Here is an 18235-nt window from a genome sequence, read left to right on the forward strand (position 1 = left end):
ATCAGCCGCCCGACGGTACCGCGGCGTCGGGCTTTACCGCACCCAGCCCCGATTTCAGCTTCTCCTGGATGAGGCCGATCTGGTCCGCCTCCGGCTTGAAGGAGAGCGAGCGGTGCCATTGGAAGCGCGCCTCGTTCTTGCGCCCCACCCGCCAATAGGCATCGCCGAGGTGATCGTTGAGGACCGGATCGGTCGGCTGCAGTTCAACCGCGCGCTCGAGATAGGTAACCGCCTTTTCGAAATCGCCGAGTTGGAAATAGGCCCAGCCCAGACTGTCGACAATGAAGCCTTCCTCGGGCCGCTGCTCGACGGCGTTGTTGAGCATCTTCAGCGCCTCATCGAGGTTCTCGCGGCGCTCGACCCAGGTATAGGCTAGATAGTTGAGCACATAGGGCTGGTCAGGTGAGAGTTCCAGCGCCTTCTTGAAATCCGGCTCGGCCTTGTCCCATTCCTTGTTGCGCTCGTGGGCGACACCGCGCGAGTAGAACAGCGACCAATCGTCGGCCTTGGGTTCCTTGATCGTGCCGATGGCGATGTCATAAGCCTTCACCGCATCGGCAAAGCGTTTCTCGCGGCGATAAAGATCGCCGAGCTCGACCACCGCCTCGGTACGGCCGGGACGCGCCTTGACCAAGCCTTCCAGCGTGGCGATGGCGCCATTGGTGTCTTCGAGCTTCTGCTGGCAATCGGCGACCGAAATCTCGGCCGACCAGCGGAAGATCGAGCTTTCCGGAATGGTGCGGTACATGTCGATCGCGTCGGGGCAGCGTTCGCGCTGCTGCATGATGTTGCCAAGCAGCATGCGCGCGATGTCGAGTTGAGGGTCAAGCTCAAGCGCCATGCGGGCAAAGACCTTGGCCTGGTCGCCGGCATTCTCGGATTGCAGGATGGAGCCGAGATCGAAGAAGGCCTCCGCCAGACCCTCGACGGGCTTCTGGATGATCGGCCCCTTCTCGACCGGTTGGCCAAGGCGGTCAGCCAGCGGATCGGCAATGGCCCCGGCAATCCCCGCATTGGCCGAGCGGAAAAGATCGAGGAAGGCCGCAGCCGAACCCTTGTCGCCGGCGCGGCGCAGGAACTCGATATAGAGCTCGATGAAGCGCGCACTGGCGGCACCAGCATCGGCCGCCCCCTTCATGCGATCGAGCGCCTGTTGCGTGCGGCCGAGATGGTCTTCCATCAGCGCGGTGTGCTGCGTCACGACCGAGCCCAGGCCGTTGAATTCGGAGAGCGGCCCGAGCGCTGCCACGGCCGCATCCAGCTTGCCGGTCGCACCCAATTCAATCCAAGCGGCGATGAACGGCTTGGCGATGCGTCCCACACCGTCATCGGAAATGCTGTCGAGGGCGGTCTTGGCGCCCTTCCAATCGTCGGCCTTGGCGCGGTCGACCAGTTCGACATAGCCGATGAGTTGGGTCTTGGCGCCCTGTTGCTTGATCTCGGCCGCGAGCTTCGCCGCCTCGGCAAAGTTGCCGCTGCCGACAAGAGCCGAGAGGGTGCTGGTAGCGAGCATCTGATCGCCGGGGGCCGCCTCCCGCGCCAGCCCTAGGAGCTTGGCCGCCATGACGTCGTCGCCCTCGTTGAAAGCAAGGCGCCCGGCGAGCAAGGCGCCGGCAAGGGTCCATTGCGGTTCGGCTGTGCTGGTTGCCGTCGCGTTGCCAGTCGAGGAATCCGCCCGCGCGGTGCCGCTGCCGTCTTCCTTCCCGGCGCAGGCGATCATCGCCGGCAACAGGGCCAGGGCCAACACCGCCGGTCTGAGACGCGGCACCGAAAGACGGATTTTCATGGGCGGAAACAGCCTTCAACTGATGAATTGTCGAGTTCCAACAACACTCTTAGCAGGAAGTGCCCAAAGCAGAAAGGGGCCGCCATCACAATGCGATGGCGGCCCCTACGATATTGTTTTCCGGCAGTTGCCTTACATATTCGGGTAGTTGGGGCCGCCGCCGCCTTCCGGGGTGACCCAGTTGATGTTCTGGGTCGGGTCCTTGATGTCGCAGGTTTTGCAATGGACGCAGTTCTGCGCGTTGATCTGGAGACGCGGGGACGAGCCATCTGCTTCGCGCACGATTTCATAGACGCCGGCCGGGCAATAACGCTGTTCCGGCGCATCGTAGAGCGGCAGGTTGACCTCGATCGGAACCTTGGGGTCCTTCAGGGTCAGATGGCAGGGCTGGTCTTCCTCGTGATTGGTCGAGGAGAGGAAGACGGAAGAGAGGCGATCGAAGGAGATCTTGTTATCCGGCTTGGGATAATTGATCGGTTTGAACGAATCCTTCTTCTTGGTCTTCGCATTGTCCGGCGTCTTGTTGTGAAGCGTCCAGGGCGCCTTGCCGCCGAAAAGCTTCTGGTCCATGCCGGCCATCAGCGTGCCGACGATGAGGCCCTTGTTCATCCACGGCTTGAAGTTCCTGGCCTTGTAGAGCTCGTCATAGAGCCAGGAATTTTCGAAGGCCTCGGGATAGGCGGTGAGCTCATCATGCTGACGGTCGGCGGTGACGGCGGCAAAGGCCGCTTCGGCGCCGAGCATGCCGGTCTTGATTGCGGCATGGCTGCCCTTGATGCGCGGCACGTTCAAGAAACCGGCATTGTCGCCGATGAGGGCACCACCCGGGAAGGTGAGCTTCGGCAAAGCCTGCAGGCCGCCCGTGACGATGGCGCGGGCACCGTAAGCGACGCGGCGGCCGCCTTCGAGGAACTGTGCGATTTCCGGATGGTGCTTGTAACGCTGGAATTCCTCGAACGGATAGAGATAGGGGTTCTGGTAGCCAAGCCCGATGACGAAGCCGACCATCACCTGGTTGTTGTCGCCGTGATAGAGGAACGACCCGCCATAGGTGCTGGTATCGACCGGCCAGCCGGCGGTGTGCATGGCAAGGCCCGGCTTGTGCTTGGCCGGGTCGATGTCCCAAAGCTCCTTGATGCCGATCGAATAGCTCTGCGCGTCGCGGCCTTCATCGAGGTTGAAGTGCTTGATGAGGCGCTTGCCGAGCGAGCCGCGGCAGCCTTCGGCGAACAGGGTGTATTTCCCCATGAGGGCCATGCCGGGCTGGAAGTCGGCCTTCTCGCTGCCATCCTTGGCGCGGCCCATATCACCGGTGACGATGCCGAGCACCTTTTTCTTGTCGTCGTCGAAGACGAGGTCGGCAGCGGCGAAGCCTGGGAATATCTCGACGCCGAGGCCTTCGGCCTGTGTCGCCAGCCAGCGACAGACATTGCCGAGGCTGATGATGTAGTTGCCTTCGTTATGGAGGCTCTCCGGCAGCAGGGCATTGGGCAACTGGAACGAATTGGTGTCGTTGGTGAGGAAGAGAAAGCGGTCCTCGGTCACCGGGCAGGTGAGCGGTGCGCCCTGTTCCTTCCAATCCGGAATGAGTTCGGTGAGGGCCTTCGGGTCCATGATGGCGCCCGAAAGAATATGGGCGCCCACTTCCGAGCCCTTTTCCAGGACGACGACCGAGACATCCTTGCCGGTTTCGGCGGCAAGCTGCTTGATGCGGATGGCGGCGCTCAAGCCAGCGGGGCCGCCGCCGACGATCACCACATCATATTCCATTACTTCCCGGTCCATGGGCCCCTCCCCTCCTTTACGCGGCATGCCGGGCGCCAAGTCATCAGGCCCAGGCGGCGTGGTTGCTTACAACGGCCGGTGCCCCACGCGCAACCGGCCGCCATGTATATATAGTGTGGTCAGTTCGGCCGGCGTGCCAACTGGACCGGCACCGCCGCGCGATGCTAGCCTTGGGGCATGACTCTATCCGGCCCAGTTTCCGACATTTCCGCGTCCATTTCCGACGCCAATGCCGCCCTGGCATTGCTCCGCTTCAACCTGGATGCCGGCGCCGATGCCGCCATCGAGGAAGCGCCGATCAGCCGCTTCGGTCTGGCCGGCGTTCGGCTGGAGACGGCGGCGCCCAAGGCATCGGCACCTATGCGGGCGACAGATCCAGCCCCGGCCAACGTCACGGCGCCACGCGCGCCGGCCGTGCCGACGGCCGCCATCCTGGGCGCCAATGACCGGGCACTGGCGGAATCGGCGCGGGCCGCGGCAGCATCGGCCGGATCGCTGGACGAACTCAGAGAGATCCTGCAGCGCTTCGAGGGCATCGAAAGCCTGCGCGGGCGCGCCACCAACATGGTCTTTGCCGATGGCAATCCGGAATCCCGGGTGATGCTGGTGGGCGAGGCGCCGGGGGCGGATGAAGATCGCCTGGGCAAGCCCTTCGTCGGGGTTTCCGGCCAACTTCTCGATCGCATGTTGGGCTCGATCGGCCTCGACCGGACCAGTTTCTACATCACCAACATCTGCTTCTGGCGCCCGCCCGGAAACCGGAAACCCACCGAGGCCGAATTGGTGGCGCAGGCGCCCTTCGTGCAGCGCCATATCGAGTTGGTGAAACCCCGGGTGCTGGTCCTGGTCGGCGCCTCGTCGGCGCATGCCCTTCTTGGCACGAATGACGGCATCACGCGGCTACGGGGGCGCTGGTTCGACTATAAATCGGCGGGCCTCGCCAACGCGGTTCCGGCCCTGCCGATCTTCCATCCCGCCTTCCTGCTGCGCCAGCCGGCGCAGAAGCGGGAGACCTGGGCGGACCTCCTCAAACTGAAAAGCCGGCTCGCCGAACTTGGTTAACGGGACCGGCGAAACGCCGGGAGTCGGACATATCGCGCCCGTTAATCATTGCGGCGCTTTTGTGATAAAGCCGCGACCCTTTGCCAGGTCACGTAAAATTTTACCGATCAAATCAATATATAGTGGTTAACATTGCCTGCGACACCATATCTGTAGATCTACACAGGCGTTTTTTCTGGACGGGGCTGGCTCGAATCGGTAACGCTGGGAACCAGAAGAAACCACAAGTCGTTAATTCCGCATTCGCAGGCAGGTCCAACGGGGGACCTCGAAGGCGGCTCGCTCTGAGGGGGGCGAAAGATTGCAGATTAAGAATTCACAACACGGCTGGCGCCGGGTTTTGGCGTCGACCGCGGCGGTGGTGTTGCTGTCCCCGGTATTGGTGCTGGGTGCCACACTGGCCAAGGCCGATGACGATCTCTCCGGTGCCACGCTGGGCAAGGTCGGCAGCACGACAGCATCGCTGCAGACGGGTCCGGACGTGTTTGGCGCGTCGCTGCCGCAGCCCCTTGATGCCGTTAACGCCGACCGCTATCGCCAGATTTTCCGCCTGCAGGCCGCGGGCGACTTTACCAATTCGGATCGCCTCATCAGCGACCTCACCGATCCCGTCCTGCTGGGTCATGTGCTGGCCGATCGCTATCTGGCGCCGGGCTATAAGAGCAAGCCCAAGGAACTCACCGACTGGCTGAAATCCTATTCGGCACTGCCGGAGGCCGAGGCGATCTATACCCTCGCCGCCAAGAAGGGCGCCAAGAAGGCAGCCCTCACCAAACCGAAATTCGACATCACCCGTGTGGGCTCGCCGGACGAGAATTCGAACGACAACGATCCCAATTGGCATGCCGGCCTCAATGCCTGGCGCGCCAAGAATTACGACGAGGCCGCCGCGCAATTCGAGAAAGCCGCTGTCCGTACCGCGTCTTCGGGCTGGGACCGCTCGGCTGCCGCTTATTGGGCGAGCCGTGCGCATGTGCGGGCGAAGCATCCCGAGAAGGTCAGCCATTGGCTGAAGCTGGCTTCGGAATTTCCGTACACCTTCTATGGCCAGTTGGCGACCCGGGCGCTGGGTCTGGAACCGCAATTCGATTGGCGCGTGCCCACCCTGACCGGCAGCCATGGCGCACAGCTGATGACATCGCGCATCGGCAAGCGGGCGCTGGCCCTGCTTCAGGTCGGCGAGGTGGATCTGGCCGAGAAAGAACTGCTGATCCTGCAGAACGACGCCGGCGCGCAGGTGAGCGACGCGCTAGTTGCCATCAGCCAGGCTTACCGTCTGCCGTCGCTGGCCCTAAAGATCGGCGCCTGGCGCACCCTTAAGGGTGGCACCCGCATGGACGCGGCCCTCTATCCGCTGCCCTCATGGAAGCCGACCAATGGTTTCACCGTCGACCAGGCCCTGCTGTTCTCGGTGATGCGCCAGGAATCGGGTTTCAACCCCAGCGCCGTTTCCGGCGCGGGTGCGGTTGGCCTCATGCAGTTGATGCCGGGCACGGCGGCGGCCATCGGCGCGCCGGATGGCGCGCGCCTGAAGGATCCGCTGACGTCGCTCGCCTATGGCCAGAAGTACATCCAGCGCCTGCTCGAAGATTCCGCCGTGAAGGGTGACCTCTTCATGATGGCCGCGGCCTATAACGCCGGCCCAGGCAATCTCGCCAAGTGGAAGAAGAGTATCCGTGGCTCGGAAGATCCGCTGCTCTTCATCGAGAGCATGCCCTCGCGCGAGACGCGCAACTTCGTCGAGCGTGTGATGGCCGGCTATTGGGTCTATCAAGCCCGCCTCGGCCAGCCGGCGCGCTCGCTTGAAGCCGTCGCCAATGGTGCCTGGCCGAGCTATCAGCGCAGCGACAACGTCTCGGCTGCTTCCAACTAATCTCCGATGTCGCGGATCGACGACACGCGTCCGTTCCTGCCCGTCGGCATCGCGGTGCTGACCGTCTCCGACACACGCACGGCTTCCGACGACAAATCCGGCAACACGCTGGTGGAACTGCTGACCCGCGACGGGCACAAGCTCGCCGCCCGCAACATCGTCAAGGATGATGTCGGCGCCATCATCGCGCAGCTGAAGGCGTGGATCGATCATCCGGAAGTCGATGTCGTGATCTCGACTGGTGGCACCGGTGTCACCGGCCGCGACGTCACCCCGGAAGCCTTCGAGAGCATCTTTGAAAAGAAGATCGACGGCTTTGGTGAATTGTTCCGCTGGATCTCGTATCAGAAGATCAAGACCTCGACGATCCAATCCCGGGCCGTGGGCGGGGTTGCCGGCGGCACCTATCTCTTCGCCCTCCCCGGCTCGCCCAGCGCTTGCCGCGATGGCTGGGAGGAGATCCTGAAATGGCAGCTCGATTACCGGCACTTGCCGTGCAATCTGGTCGAGCTGATGCCGCGCCTGCTCGAACATCTTAAATAGAGTTCGTTCTTGAAATGTTCTATTCGCCATGGCAGGATTTTGCCATGCGCTACGAACGTGATCCCGTCGACCCATTCGCCGATTCCCCCCGGCCCAACCTCGCCCGCAAGGGCCGCGGCGCCGCCAGCAACCGCGCCGGCCGTTTCGAGCCCGGCGAGCGCCCGCTGGAGGAGGATGGCTGGGATGAGACCCGCAGTGGCAGCGAGGGCGAGAGCTTCACCGGCCTGACCTTTAAGGGCGTGGCCCTCAATCTTTCACCTAAACCGATGCCGACAGGCGGCGACGAGGACGAATTGCCGCCGCTGAAGACGCAGGTGGCACTCGACACCGCGCGCTCGATCATCGCCCGCAACAATTCGCCCGACATCCCGTTCGATCAATCGATCAATCCCTATCGTGGCTGCGAGCATGGCTGCATCTATTGCTATGCGCGCCCGACCCACGCTTATCTCGGCCATTCGCCGGGGCTCGATTTCGAGACCAGGCTCTATATGAAGGCCGATGCCGCAAAGCTCCTGGAGAAGGAGTTGCGCAAGCCCGGCTACAAGCCCAGCGTCATTGCGCTCGGCGCCAATACCGATTGCTACCAGCCGATCGAGAAGCGCTATGGCATCACGCGCGAAGTGCTGCATGTGCTGTCGGCCTATAATCACCCGGTCGGCATAACGACGAAGTCGGCGAATGTCTGCCGCGACATCGACATCCTCGCGCCCATGGCGGCGAAGAATCTCGCCAAGGTCTATATCTCGGTGACGACGCTCGACCGCGATCTTGCCCGCGTCATGGAGCCGCGCGCCTCGACGCCCACCAAGCGGCTTGAGGCGATCAAGCGGTTGAGCGAGGCCGGCATTCCCGTGGGCGTCTCGGTAGCACCGATCATTCCGGGCCTCACCGATCACGAGATCGAGGCCATCATTGAGGCGGCGGCCGGAATGGGCGCCAGCAGCGTCAACTGGACGCTGCTGCGCCTGCCGCTGGAGATCAAGGATCTGTTCCGCGAATGGCTCGAAGAGCATCATCCGTTGAAAGCCAAACGCGTGCTGGACCTGATGCGCGAATGCCGCGACGGCGCCCTCTATCAGGCCGAATTCGGCCAGCGCATGAAGGGCAGCGGCCCCTACGCCACGCTCATCCGCCAGCGTGTGCTGGCGATGGCCAAGAAGCTCGGCCTCAACAACTATCGCTGGGATGTAGACGGCACCCAGTTCAAGGCACCCGCCGGGCGCATGACGGGACCGGAGGCGGAAGGCGAAAAGGCGCAGTTGAGTTTGTTTGGGTGAGAGCCGCTTGAGGCGCCCCCTCTCCCTAACCCTCCCCCACGTTGGGGGGAGGGGATTTCAGCCAGCCTGTCACCGCCGCCTCAGCGAGCTCGGTGAGCTCCCTCCCCCCAGCGTGGGGGAGGGTCGGGGAGAGGGGGTGTTGCCCTCACCAAACTTTCTTTGGTTAACGCCAAAAGACGCGCACAACACCTGGAACATGGCCGACGACTGCCTGTTATGACCGGCAGCATCCATCACGCATGAGGTCTGTCCATGACCACGATCAGGACCATTGTCATTTCCATTGCGGTCCTTTCCGCGATGGGCATCGGGGGGGCGCTGGCACCGGCGATGGCCGACAATGCTACTGCGACGCAGCCCGCCGATCTTGGCACCCAAAGCGGTAACAACTGCACGAATGGTGAGCAGATCGACGGCTCGACCGCCGAGCAGGCGATCGCCAAGTTCAAGGCCGCGGGCTATAGCGACGTGCAGATCCTGGAAAAGGGCTGCGACAATTTCTGGCATGCGACCGGGACCAAAGGCGGGCAGAGCGGCAATATCGTGCTCTCCCCCACCGGCGAGGTGATGCCGGAAGGCAACTGACCCTTCATTGCGCCGAGGTTACCCCCACCTCACCCTCTCCTGCTCACGGGAGGCGAATGCTGACGTCGTCGACGGGGGAGAGGGTTTTCTTTTGAGCTGCCGGGGTGGTGGAGGCACAATGCGCTGTCTTCGAACAGTGCGTTGTGAGTCGCCATGCCCAATTGGGCCTTTGAAATCGCCGCCGGCATGGACGCCGGCACGCTCGTCTGCGGGGTGGACGAGGTGGGGCGCGGGCCGCTGGCCGGGCCGGTGATGGCCTGTGCCGTGATCCTCGATCCCGCCCGCGTGCCGAGGGCACTGCAAAGGCGCCTCGATGATTCCAAAAAGTTGTCGGCGGCGTTGCGCGACGAGTTCGCTGCCGCCTTGCGCGAGATCGCGGTCTTTTGCATCGCCGAGGCGAGTGTCGAGGAGATCGACGCGATCAATATTCTGCAAGCAACGCACCTCGCCATGCGGCGCGCGGTGGAGGGCTTGGCGCAAAAACCGACCCATGCCCTCATCGACGGCAACCGGGCACCGCAACTCACCTGCCCCACCACCTGCATCGTCGAGGGTGATGCCAAATCCCTCTCCATCGCCGCCGCCTCGATTCTCGCGAAGGTGGAGCGGGACAAGATCATGAGTGAGCTCAGCCGCAGCCATACCGTATATGGGTGGGAGCGTAATGCGGGGTATGGAACGGCCGAGCACCTGAGTGCCATCCGCGCCCATGGGATCACCCCACATCACCGTAGGTCTTTTAGACCGATCTCTGAGAACATTCAGATAACCTGCTGACTCATAACACTTTCTTGTTGACAGCCCGAGTCGCGTGACTCAAGGTTGTCGCCATGACAAAGAAAGCGCCGAAGCCACACCTCACCACTCTCCCCCTCGATTCCATCATCGGCGGGGACAGTATCGAAGCCCTCAACTCGCTGCCGGAAGCGTCGATCGACATGATCTTCGCGGATCCACCCTACAACTTGCAGTTGAGCGGCGAGCTGCACCGCCCGAATAACAGCCGTGTCGACGGCGTCGACAACGACTGGGACAAATTCGCCGATTTTGCGACCTATGACCGCTTCACGGTGGATTGGCTGAAAGCCGCGCGCCGGGTTTTGAAGGATGACGGCTCGCTCTGGGTCATCGGCTCCTACCACAACATCTTCCGCGTCGGCGCCAAGCTCCAGGACCTGGGCTACTGGATGCTCAACGACGTCATCTGGCGCAAGACCAACCCGATGCCGAATTTCCGCGGCCGCCGCTTCACCAATGCACACGAAACCATGATCTGGTGCGCGAAGTCGGCGGAGAGCCGCTACCAGTTCAATTACGAGGCGATGAAGACGCTCAACGACGATCTGCAGATGCGCTCCGATTGGCTGATGCCGATCTGCAGCGGCTCGGAACGTTTGAAGGGTGAGGACGGCGTCAAAAGCCACCCAACGCAGAAGCCGGAAGCCCTGCTCTATCGCATCCTGATGGCAGCGACGAAGCCCGGCGACGTGGTGCTCGATCCCTTCTTCGGCAGCGGCACGACCGGTGCTGTCGCGAAGAAACTGGGCCGACATTACATCGGTATCGAGCGCGACCCCAATTACATCAAGGTGGCCCGCGCCCGCATCAGTAAGGTGCAGCCGGTGCCCGAGAAAGAAATGCTGCAGATCACCTCGAAGCGCGAAGAACCGCGCATTCCCTTCGGCTGGCTCATCGAGCGCGGGCTGCTCGAGCCCGGGACCGTGCTGACCAGCACCAATGGCCGCTTCACCGCCAAGGTGCGCGCCGACGGCACGCTGATTTCATCGGACCATCGCGGCTCGATCCATCAGGTGGGTGCGGCCGTGCAAGGGGCACCCGCCTGCAATGGCTGGCAGTTCTGGTGCGTCCCCCGCGAAGGCCAGTTGATCCCGATCGACTACTATCGCCAGCAGCTGCGCGCGGAACTGCATTAACGCCGCCGACGTCACAGAATAATCTCGTCATGGTGCGCGAAGGCGCACCATCCACGAATTTCTTTGATCAAACTCAAACGAATTCGTGGATGGTCGGCCTGCGCCGACCATGACGGGTGAGGATGATGATCCGGCGATGCGCCTATAGCGCGCAGCCCAATGTGAACGAGTCTCTCCCCTGCGCAGTTGCGAGGGCAGGCTGCCCCCTGGATGTTCCCCCCATGGCAGATTTGGGAGTGCCCATGTCGTTCACAGGTCGATTTTTTCTGTCCATGCTGCTGCGCGTGCCACTCTACATAGGCGCTGGCACTGGCCTCGGGATTGCTGAATTCTATAGCTGGCGTCCGGAGTACTGGGCTTACGAAGCTGCACCTTTTGGCGCGCTAGCGATACTTGCTCTAGCCGATACAGCTATATTCTCTGACGTAGAAACAGATAGAAGCTGTCCGGCAGGAATGTTTTTCATCTGCCTTGCCATGGAAGGTATGGCTTTTCTTGTTTGCTACTTCATCGCAAACCACTAGCGCCACCTAACTCAACTTTCCCAGCCCATGCTCAACGACCTTGCGCATGACGCTGGGGAGGGCCACGGTGCCGAGCTGATCGACACTGACCCATTGATAGCGCGGGTCCGCCTTCACACACGTCGCGGCGAATACCGTCAGGTGCAAAGCGAAATGGGTGAAGACGTGGATGACGCTGCCGTCGAGCTGGCGCCACTTGCCCTTCACGGGTGCGAGTGAAGTAGCGTCTGTCACATCAAGCGGTGCGCCCAGCCAATCGCTGGTGGGTACCTGGACCATGCCGCCCAGCAGTCCCTTCTCCGGCCGCTTTTCCAGCGCGATGCGGCCGTCTTTGTCGATCATCACGAAGCAGAAACCGAAGCGCTGAGGCCTCGCGGCTTTGGGTGATTTTTTCGGATAGACCTCCATGTCGCCAGCGGCATGGGCTGCGCAATCTTCACGCCAGGGGCACAGGAAGCATTTGGGCTTCGTTGGCGTGCAGATCGTGGCGCCGAGATCCATGATCGCTTGGGCGTAATCGCCGGGGCGGAGATCCGGCGTGTAGCGCGCTGCCAGAGCGCGGAGCTCTTCCTTCGCCTTGGGCAAAGGCGTTTCCACACGGTGCAGGCGCGCCATGACGCGTTCGACATTGCCGTCGAGGATGGTGGCCTTGCGGTCGAAGGCGATGGCGGAAATCGCTGCCGCCGTATAGGGGCCGATACCGGGGAGATCCAGCAAGCCCGCCTCGGTATCCGGGAAGCGGCCGCCATGGTCGGCCACGAGGACTTCCGCGCATTTCTTCAAGTTCCGGGCGCGGGCGTAGTAGCCAAGACCCGCCCAGGCGGTCAGCACGTCGTCGAGGGGCGCTGCAGCGAGATCCTCGATGCGCGGCCAGCGGGTGAGGAAGTCGGTGTAATAAGGGCCAACCGTCACCACCGTGGTCTGCTGTAGCATGATTTCGGAGAGCCAGACATGATAGGGGTCCGCGGCCTCGCCCGGGGCAGAGCGCCACGGCAGGTGCCGGCGATGCCGGTCGTACCAGGCGAGCAGGCGCTCGGCCGGCGACGAAATGGCTGTGGGCTGTCGGCGCGACCCGGATTTGCTAGTCATGGCGCGCGACCTTAGACTGCATGGCCATGAGCACCCAAGCGGAAAAACCCAAGCCCCAATCCAAGCCAAAGATCGAGGCCGACCGGCGCAACAGCCTCTCGGCACTCGCCAGCAATGTCCCCTCCCTCACCAAACTTGCCTTGGGCCGCAAGGGCTTTGCCGAGGCGAGCCTCATCGGCGAATGGCCGACGATCGTGGGTGCCGATATCGCGCGCCTGTGCATCCCGGTGAAGATGCGCTTGCCCCGCGCCAAGAAGGACGAAAAGCCGGCGGCCGGTTCGGTCCCCGCCAATGTCGCGGGCGGAACCCTGACCTTGCGCGCTTCGCCCTCGGCGAGCCTTGAAGTGCAACATCTGAAGCCGCGCATTCTGGAGCGCATCCAGCGCTATTTCGGCTATCCGCTGATTACCGAGCTGAAGATCGAAATCGGCGACCGGAAGAAGACCGCCAAACCGCGCCGGCCGTTGCTCGGTCCCCTGGCGCAGGCCGACCTTTCGCATGTCAAAGACCCCGACATACGCGAGGCCTTGGCGCGACTCGGTGAGGCCCGCGCCAAGCGGCGTTAAGCCTTTGGCGAAGCACTGAGAACATCACTAAAACATGGCATTTCCATGAAATTCCGGCTGGACAGGACGCGACTCGCCCGAATCCAACGGCTTACCAGGGGGCCTCGATAAACCATCCACAGGCCGCCCTGGCCGTGGCCGAAGCCGTTCTTGCATGCCCTTCTGAATCCTGCCAAATAGCGGCGAAATCGGGCGCCTCTCCAAACGCGGGGTAGGGTCCGGAAATGGAGGCAATGTTGAACGCGCGCAATCTGGTGATCGGTGTCGTGGCTCTGGCGGTGGTGGGCGTCGGCGGCTTCTATGGCTGGACGCATTACGGCCCCGGTGCGGTACCGGCCTTGAGCGATGATCCGGCACTGGCCGGTCTCCCCGCCCCGGTCGACAGCCCGTTCGCGAAGGTCATGGACGGTGACATGGTGCTGGGCGATGCCAATGCCCCCATCACCTTCATCGAATATTCCTCGCTCTCCTGCCCGCATTGCGCCCGGCATCACAAGGAAGTTCTCCCCGAAATCAAGAAGAACTACATAGATACCGGCAAGGTGAAGCTGGTGGTGCGCGATTTTCCGCTGAATGGCCCGGCCGTGCAGGCGTCCCTCCTGGCGCATTGCGTCTCGCCGCTGGCCTATTGGGGCATGACCGAGCAGCTCTTTGCGACGCAGGCGCAATGGGTCAACGACCAGTCGCTGCCGGTTCTGGCCAGCATGGCGGCGGCCGCCGGCATCAACGGCCAGGATTTCCAGCAATGCCTCAATGACAAGGCGGCGAAGGACAAGATCATCGCCTCGGCCGAGAATGCCGATAAGGCCTTCAAGGTGGATTCGACCCCGACCTTCGTCGTCAACGGCATCGTCGTCAAAGGCGAGAAGACCTACGCCGATTTCGCCAAGATTTTCGACGCGCTCGCGCCGAAGGCCAATTGATCATCCGAATTCTTTAGGGAAGCCCTAGCCTTGGTCCAGTTCAACAAGCTTCGCCTGACCGGCTTCAAATCCTTCGTCGAATCCACTGAACTCTCGATTCAGGCGGGCATGACCGGGATCGTCGGCCCCAATGGCTGCGGCAAGTCGAACCTGGTCGAAGCCCTGCGCTGGGTGATGGGTGAAACCTCGGCCAAGCGCATGCGCGGCGGCGAAATGGATGACGTCATTTTCGGCGGCAGCGGCAACCGACCAGCGCGCAACGTCGCGGAAGTTGTCCTGACGCTCGACAATGCCGACCGCCGTGCCTCAGCCCAGTTCAACGAAAGCGACGATCTGGAAATCTCGCGCCGCATCGATCGCGGCGAGGGCTCGACCTACAAGGTCAACGGCAAGGAAGCGCGCGCCCGTGACGTGCAGCTCCTGTTCCAGGATATCTCGGCGGGTGCCCATTCGACGGCCCTGGTGAGCCAGGGCCGCGTCGGCGCCATCGTCAACGCCAAGCCCACCGACCGCCGCTCGCTGCTCGAAGAAGCCGCCGGCATCACCGGCCTCCATACCCGCCGGCATGAAGCAGAGTTGCGCTTGAAAGCGGCGGAAGCCAATCTCGCGCGGCTCGACGACGTCATCATCACGCTGGAAAGCCAGCTGGGACAGTTGAAGAAGCAGGCCCGCCAGGCGTCGCGCTACCGGAATCTGCAGGATCATATCCGCCGCGCCGAAGCGATCATCTTCCATCTGCAATGGCTGGATGCGCGCCAGCGCCTCGAATATTCCGAACAGACCCTGATGGCGGCGGAAACCGCCGTCGTCTCGCTGACCTCGGCCGCGGCCATTGCCGCCACGCGCCAGACGGAAGCGGCGACGATCCTCCCCAGCCTGCGCCAGGCGGAAGCCGAAGCCGCCGCCGAATTGCAGCGCCTCACCATCGCGCGCGGCGCGCTCGACAAGGAAGAGGAGCGCATCCAACAAGCGCGGCACGATGCCGACCGTCAGCTGCGCGAGAACGAGGCCGATCATGGCCGCGAGCAAGCGCTGACCACCGACGCCATTGCCGCCGCCGAGCGCCTGAACGAAGAGCGCGCCACCATCGAAGCGACTGCCGGCGAGGAAGCGGCGATCGGCGAAGAGACGCAGCGCCGCGTCGAAGCAGCGCAGGCGGAAGTCGACGAGAGCGAAGCGGAACTCGGCCGCCTCACCCAGGACATGGCCGCTGCCGAAGCCCGTGCCCAGAGCCTGACCCGGCGCCTCGATGAATTGCAGCAGCGCCGCCAGCGCCTCTCGAACCGCGCCCAGGAAGTGGATGCCGAGCGCCAGCGCCTGTCGGCCGAGATCGAGAACGATGCCGAGACGCAGGCAGCGCGCGCGGCCGTCGCCGAAGCGGAAGCGGCCCTTGAAGAAGCCCAGGCCATCCTGGCCGAGATCGAGGCGCAGCGCGGCCTTGCCGGCGAGGCCGAGACGCAGGCCCGCGCCCAGCTGCAACAAGCCCAGGACCAGCGCCAGCGCCTGAAGGCCGAGGTCGATGCGCTGTCGTCGATCTTTGCCAATTCCGATGCCGACATGTGGCCGCCACTCATTGACAGCCTGACCGTGGCGCCGGGTTATGAGACGGCGTTGGCCGCAGCCCTCGGCGATGATCTGCAGGCTTCGACCGATCTCGGCGCGCCGACCCATTGGCGCGAGGGCGAGACCGATCCCGCGGCACCCGGTCTGCCGGCCGACGCCGAACCGCTGTCGCGCTATGTCACCGGTTCGGCCGCCTTGCTGCGCCGCCTCGCCCAGATTGCCGTCGTCGGCGACGAAGCCGCCTGCCGTGCCTTGGGCGCCCAGTTGCGCCAGGGCCAGCGCGTTGTCTCGAAAGACGGCGCCATGTGGCGCTGGGACGGCTTCACCATCGCCGCCGGCACCGAAACCGCCGCCGCCACGCGCCTGAAGCAACGCAACCGCCTGCGCGAGCTGGAAGGTATGCTGCAAACGGCCGAAGGCGCCTTGGCCGAGGTCGAGGCGCAGTTCGGTTCGGCGCGCGACGAGGCGCAAGGGTTGATCGACCGCGAGCGCAGTCAGCGCCAGACCCTGCAGGCCGCCTATAACAGCGCGCGCCAGGCGCGCGATGCCGCGGCCCGCGTCGAGCAGCGCGCGACGCAAATGCAGTCGCGCCTTGCCGCCATCGCCGAACAGGCGGAAGCGGTTGCCGGCGATATCGCGGAAATCGAAGGCCAGTTGGAAGCAGCGGCCGCCGAGCGCGCGGAACTCCCCGACCTTGAGCAGGCCCGCCTGCAGATCAACACCCTGCGCCCGGAAGTGGCCGAACGGCGCACGCGGCTGGTCGAGGCGCGTTCGGCCCTGGATCGCCTGCAGCGCGAGGCGCAACAGCGCCAGCAGCGCCTGCTCGCCATCGCCGACGAATTGCGTTCCTGGGAAAACCGCGGCCAGCGCGCGCAGCAACATTTGAATGAATTGGTCGAGCGCCGCGCCCATATCGAGGCGGAAATCGAGCGCCTCGCTGCGCTGCCAGAGGAAATCGCCCAGCAGCGTCTGGACCTCATGGACCTCCTCGAAACATCCGAGGCGAAGCGCCGCGATGCCGCCGATGCGCTGGCCGCGGCCGAGACGGCCCTCAACGAGGCGGATCGCGGCTTGAAAGGCGAAGAGCATAAGCTGATCGAAGCGCGCGAGCAGCGCGTGCGTGCCGAGGCCGCCATTGCCCAGGCGAAGGAAGCCGCCGACACGCTGATCGAGCGCATCCGCGAAAAGCTGGAATGCTCGCCCGAGGAGGTGCTGACGCTCGCCGAGCTTGATCCCAGCGAGCCGCTGCCGGCCCGTGACGAGACCGAGCAGCGCCTTTCGAAGCTGCTGCGCGAGCGGGAGAATATCGGCCCGGTGAACCTCCGCGCCGAGACGGAATCGAACGAGCTCGACCAGCAGCTGGCCGGGATGCAGACCGAGCGCTCCGACCTCATCAACGCCATTTCGCGTCTCCGTCAGGGCATTGCCTCGCTCAACCGCGAAGGCCGCGAGCGGTTGCTCGCCGCCTTCGAACTGGTGAACGGGCATTTCACCTCGCTCTTCACCAGGCTTTTCGGCGGCGGCAAGGCACATCTGCAATTGACCGAGGCAGAGGACCCGCTCGATGCGGGCTTGGAAATCTTTGCGAGCCCGCCGGGCAAGAAGCTGCAGATTCTGTCGCTGCTCTCGGGTGGTGAACAGGCGCTGACCGCTTTGGCGCTCCTTTTCGCCGTGTTCCTCGTGAACCCCGCACCGATCTGCGTGCTGGACGAGGTCGACGCCCCGCTCGACGACGCCAACGTCGAACGCTTCTGCAATCTGGTGCAGGAACTGGCCGAAGCGTCGGGCACGCGCTTCCTGGTCATCACCCACCACCGCCTGACCATGGCCCGCATGGACCGCCTCTATGGCGTCACCATGGCGGAGCGCGGCGTCAGCCAGCTGGTCTCGGTCGACCTCCAGGAAATCGGCGAACTGCGCGCGGCGTCTTAAGGGCGCAATATTGTCATCGGACCATTATCGGACTATATTCGGTCCGGAAATGGAGACGCCGACATGAAATTGTCCAGCCAGGTAAAGCCGATCAGCTACCTCAAGGCCAATGCGGCCGAGGTTCTCGATGCATTGGCCGAAAACCAGCAACCGATGATCATCACGCAGAATGGCGAAGCCAAGGCTGTGCTGCAGGATCTTGCGTCGTACGAGAAGACGCAGGAGACGTTAGCGCTGTTGAAGATCATTGCGCTGGGCGATGCGCAGATCGCGCGTGGTGAAATCGTTCCGGCGCGCCAGGCCATCGAGGCGCTGCGGACCGACTTGAAGTCATCGGCGGCGGACACATCGAAGAAAAATCATCCGTGAATTTTCGCGTCGAGCTGACCAGGAGCGCGCTGCGAGATCTGGAAGACATTGCGCACTTCGTCGCCGATCAGACATCCGTTACGGCAGCGGATCGGCTCCTGACAGGCATCCTTGATATTGTTGGCACACTTGAAACCATGCCCGAACGGGGCCGTGCGGTGCCGGAACTGGCAGAATACGGATACCAATCGATCCGAGAGCGCTTCTTCAAGCCTTATCGCATTGTTTATCGCATCGATGGCGGCAATGTCCGCATTCTGCTGATCGTCGATGGTCGGCGCGACCTGCAACAAATTTTGGCGCGTCGCCTGATCGCTGATTGATACGTCTCATAGCCAGCACTCCAACATCATGGAACGCGATCGCGAACCACCCACGAGTTTTCCACGCTACGGGATAGGGTAAGTCGTGAATGGTCGGC

16 protein-coding genes are annotated in these 18235 nt (G+C 63.3%); 13 read left to right on the forward strand and 3 right to left on the reverse strand.

Annotated features, from left to right (window positions below; all coding sequences use genetic code 11):
• Nucleotide 1: 1 nt before the first annotated feature.
• The gene (locus SMD31_RS05210) at nucleotides 2-1786 is read right to left on the reverse strand and encodes a tetratricopeptide repeat protein (RefSeq protein ID WP_320499736.1); all 1785 of its coding nucleotides are present in this window, start codon (nucleotides 1784-1786) and stop codon (nucleotides 2-4) included.
• 132 nt (nucleotides 1787-1918) lie between these two features.
• Nucleotides 1919-3571 (reverse strand): electron transfer flavoprotein-ubiquinone oxidoreductase, encoded by a 1653-nt coding sequence (locus SMD31_RS05215; RefSeq protein ID WP_320499737.1) that lies wholly within the window; start codon nucleotides 3569-3571, stop codon nucleotides 1919-1921.
• Nucleotides 3572-3748: 177 nt separating this feature from the next.
• Here SMD31_RS05215 and SMD31_RS05220 point away from each other — a divergent pair, with 177 nt between their 5' ends.
• The 8 genes from SMD31_RS05220 to SMD31_RS05255 all read left to right on the forward strand — a co-directional run bounded on the left by SMD31_RS05220 (nucleotide 3749) and on the right by SMD31_RS05255 (nucleotide 11372).
• Nucleotides 3749-4633 carry a uracil-DNA glycosylase gene (locus SMD31_RS05220; protein WP_320499738.1) on the forward strand — a complete coding sequence of 295 codons (885 nt, stop codon included), beginning with the start codon at nucleotides 3749-3751 and terminating at the stop codon, nucleotides 4631-4633.
• A gap of 301 nt (nucleotides 4634-4934) precedes the next feature.
• Entirely contained in the window at nucleotides 4935-6506 is a 1572-nt protein-coding gene (locus tag SMD31_RS05225) for a lytic transglycosylase domain-containing protein (RefSeq protein WP_320499739.1), read from the forward strand.
• A gap of 6 nt (nucleotides 6507-6512) precedes the next feature.
• A complete protein-coding gene (gene moaB / locus SMD31_RS05230; protein ID WP_320499740.1) occupies nucleotides 6513-7049 on the forward strand; it encodes a molybdenum cofactor biosynthesis protein B in 537 nt (178 codons plus the stop codon).
• A 44-nt stretch (nucleotides 7050-7093) separates the two neighbouring features.
• The gene (locus SMD31_RS05235; RefSeq protein WP_320499741.1) at nucleotides 7094-8329 is read left to right on the forward strand and encodes a PA0069 family radical SAM protein; all 1236 of its coding nucleotides are present in this window, start codon (nucleotides 7094-7096) and stop codon (nucleotides 8327-8329) included.
• A gap of 252 nt (nucleotides 8330-8581) precedes the next feature.
• Nucleotides 8582-8914: a hypothetical protein gene (locus tag SMD31_RS05240; RefSeq protein WP_320499742.1), complete on the forward strand. Its 333-nt coding sequence runs from the start codon at nucleotides 8582-8584 to the stop codon at nucleotides 8912-8914.
• Between the two features lie 153 nt (nucleotides 8915-9067).
• Nucleotides 9068-9691 carry a ribonuclease HII gene (locus SMD31_RS05245; RefSeq protein WP_320499744.1) on the forward strand — a complete coding sequence of 208 codons (624 nt, stop codon included), beginning with the start codon at nucleotides 9068-9070 and terminating at the stop codon, nucleotides 9689-9691.
• A 53-nt stretch (nucleotides 9692-9744) separates the two neighbouring features.
• Nucleotides 9745-10848: a site-specific DNA-methyltransferase gene (locus SMD31_RS05250; RefSeq protein ID WP_320499745.1), complete on the forward strand. Its 1104-nt coding sequence runs from the start codon at nucleotides 9745-9747 to the stop codon at nucleotides 10846-10848.
• 221 nt (nucleotides 10849-11069) lie between these two features.
• Nucleotides 11070-11372 carry a hypothetical protein gene (locus SMD31_RS05255; RefSeq protein WP_320499746.1) on the forward strand — a complete coding sequence of 101 codons (303 nt, stop codon included), beginning with the start codon at nucleotides 11070-11072 and terminating at the stop codon, nucleotides 11370-11372.
• A gap of 6 nt (nucleotides 11373-11378) precedes the next feature.
• Here the strand turns inward: SMD31_RS05255 and mutY are convergent, their stop codons facing one another.
• A complete protein-coding gene (mutY, locus tag SMD31_RS05260) occupies nucleotides 11379-12461 on the reverse strand; it encodes an A/G-specific adenine glycosylase (RefSeq protein WP_320499747.1) in 1083 nt (360 codons plus the stop codon).
• 26 nt (nucleotides 12462-12487) lie between these two features.
• Between mutY and SMD31_RS05265 the strand changes: the two genes are divergently transcribed.
• From SMD31_RS05265 to SMD31_RS05285, 5 genes are all read left to right on the forward strand, one after another.
• Nucleotides 12488-13027 carry a DUF721 domain-containing protein gene (locus SMD31_RS05265; RefSeq protein ID WP_320499748.1) on the forward strand — a complete coding sequence of 180 codons (540 nt, stop codon included), beginning with the start codon at nucleotides 12488-12490 and terminating at the stop codon, nucleotides 13025-13027.
• Nucleotides 13028-13251: 224 nt separating this feature from the next.
• Entirely contained in the window at nucleotides 13252-13950 is a 699-nt protein-coding gene (locus tag SMD31_RS05270; protein WP_320499749.1) for a DsbA family protein, read from the forward strand.
• Between the two features lie 30 nt (nucleotides 13951-13980).
• Nucleotides 13981-17445, forward strand: a complete 3465-nt coding sequence (locus tag SMD31_RS05275) for an AAA family ATPase (RefSeq protein WP_320499750.1) — start codon at nucleotides 13981-13983, stop codon at nucleotides 17443-17445.
• A gap of 63 nt (nucleotides 17446-17508) precedes the next feature.
• Nucleotides 17509-17814, forward strand: a complete 306-nt coding sequence (locus tag SMD31_RS05280) for a type II toxin-antitoxin system Phd/YefM family antitoxin (RefSeq protein ID WP_320499751.1) — start codon at nucleotides 17509-17511, stop codon at nucleotides 17812-17814.
• The gene (locus tag SMD31_RS05285) at nucleotides 17811-18137 is read left to right on the forward strand and encodes a type II toxin-antitoxin system RelE/ParE family toxin (protein WP_320499752.1); all 327 of its coding nucleotides are present in this window, start codon (nucleotides 17811-17813) and stop codon (nucleotides 18135-18137) included. Before SMD31_RS05280 ends, SMD31_RS05285 begins: the two co-directional genes overlap by 4 nt.
• Nucleotides 18138-18235 lie beyond the last annotated feature (98 nt).

The sequence above is a fragment of the Dongia rigui genome, from assembly GCF_034044635.1.
Taxonomy (GTDB): Bacteria; Pseudomonadota; Alphaproteobacteria; order Dongiales; family Dongiaceae; genus Dongia; species Dongia rigui.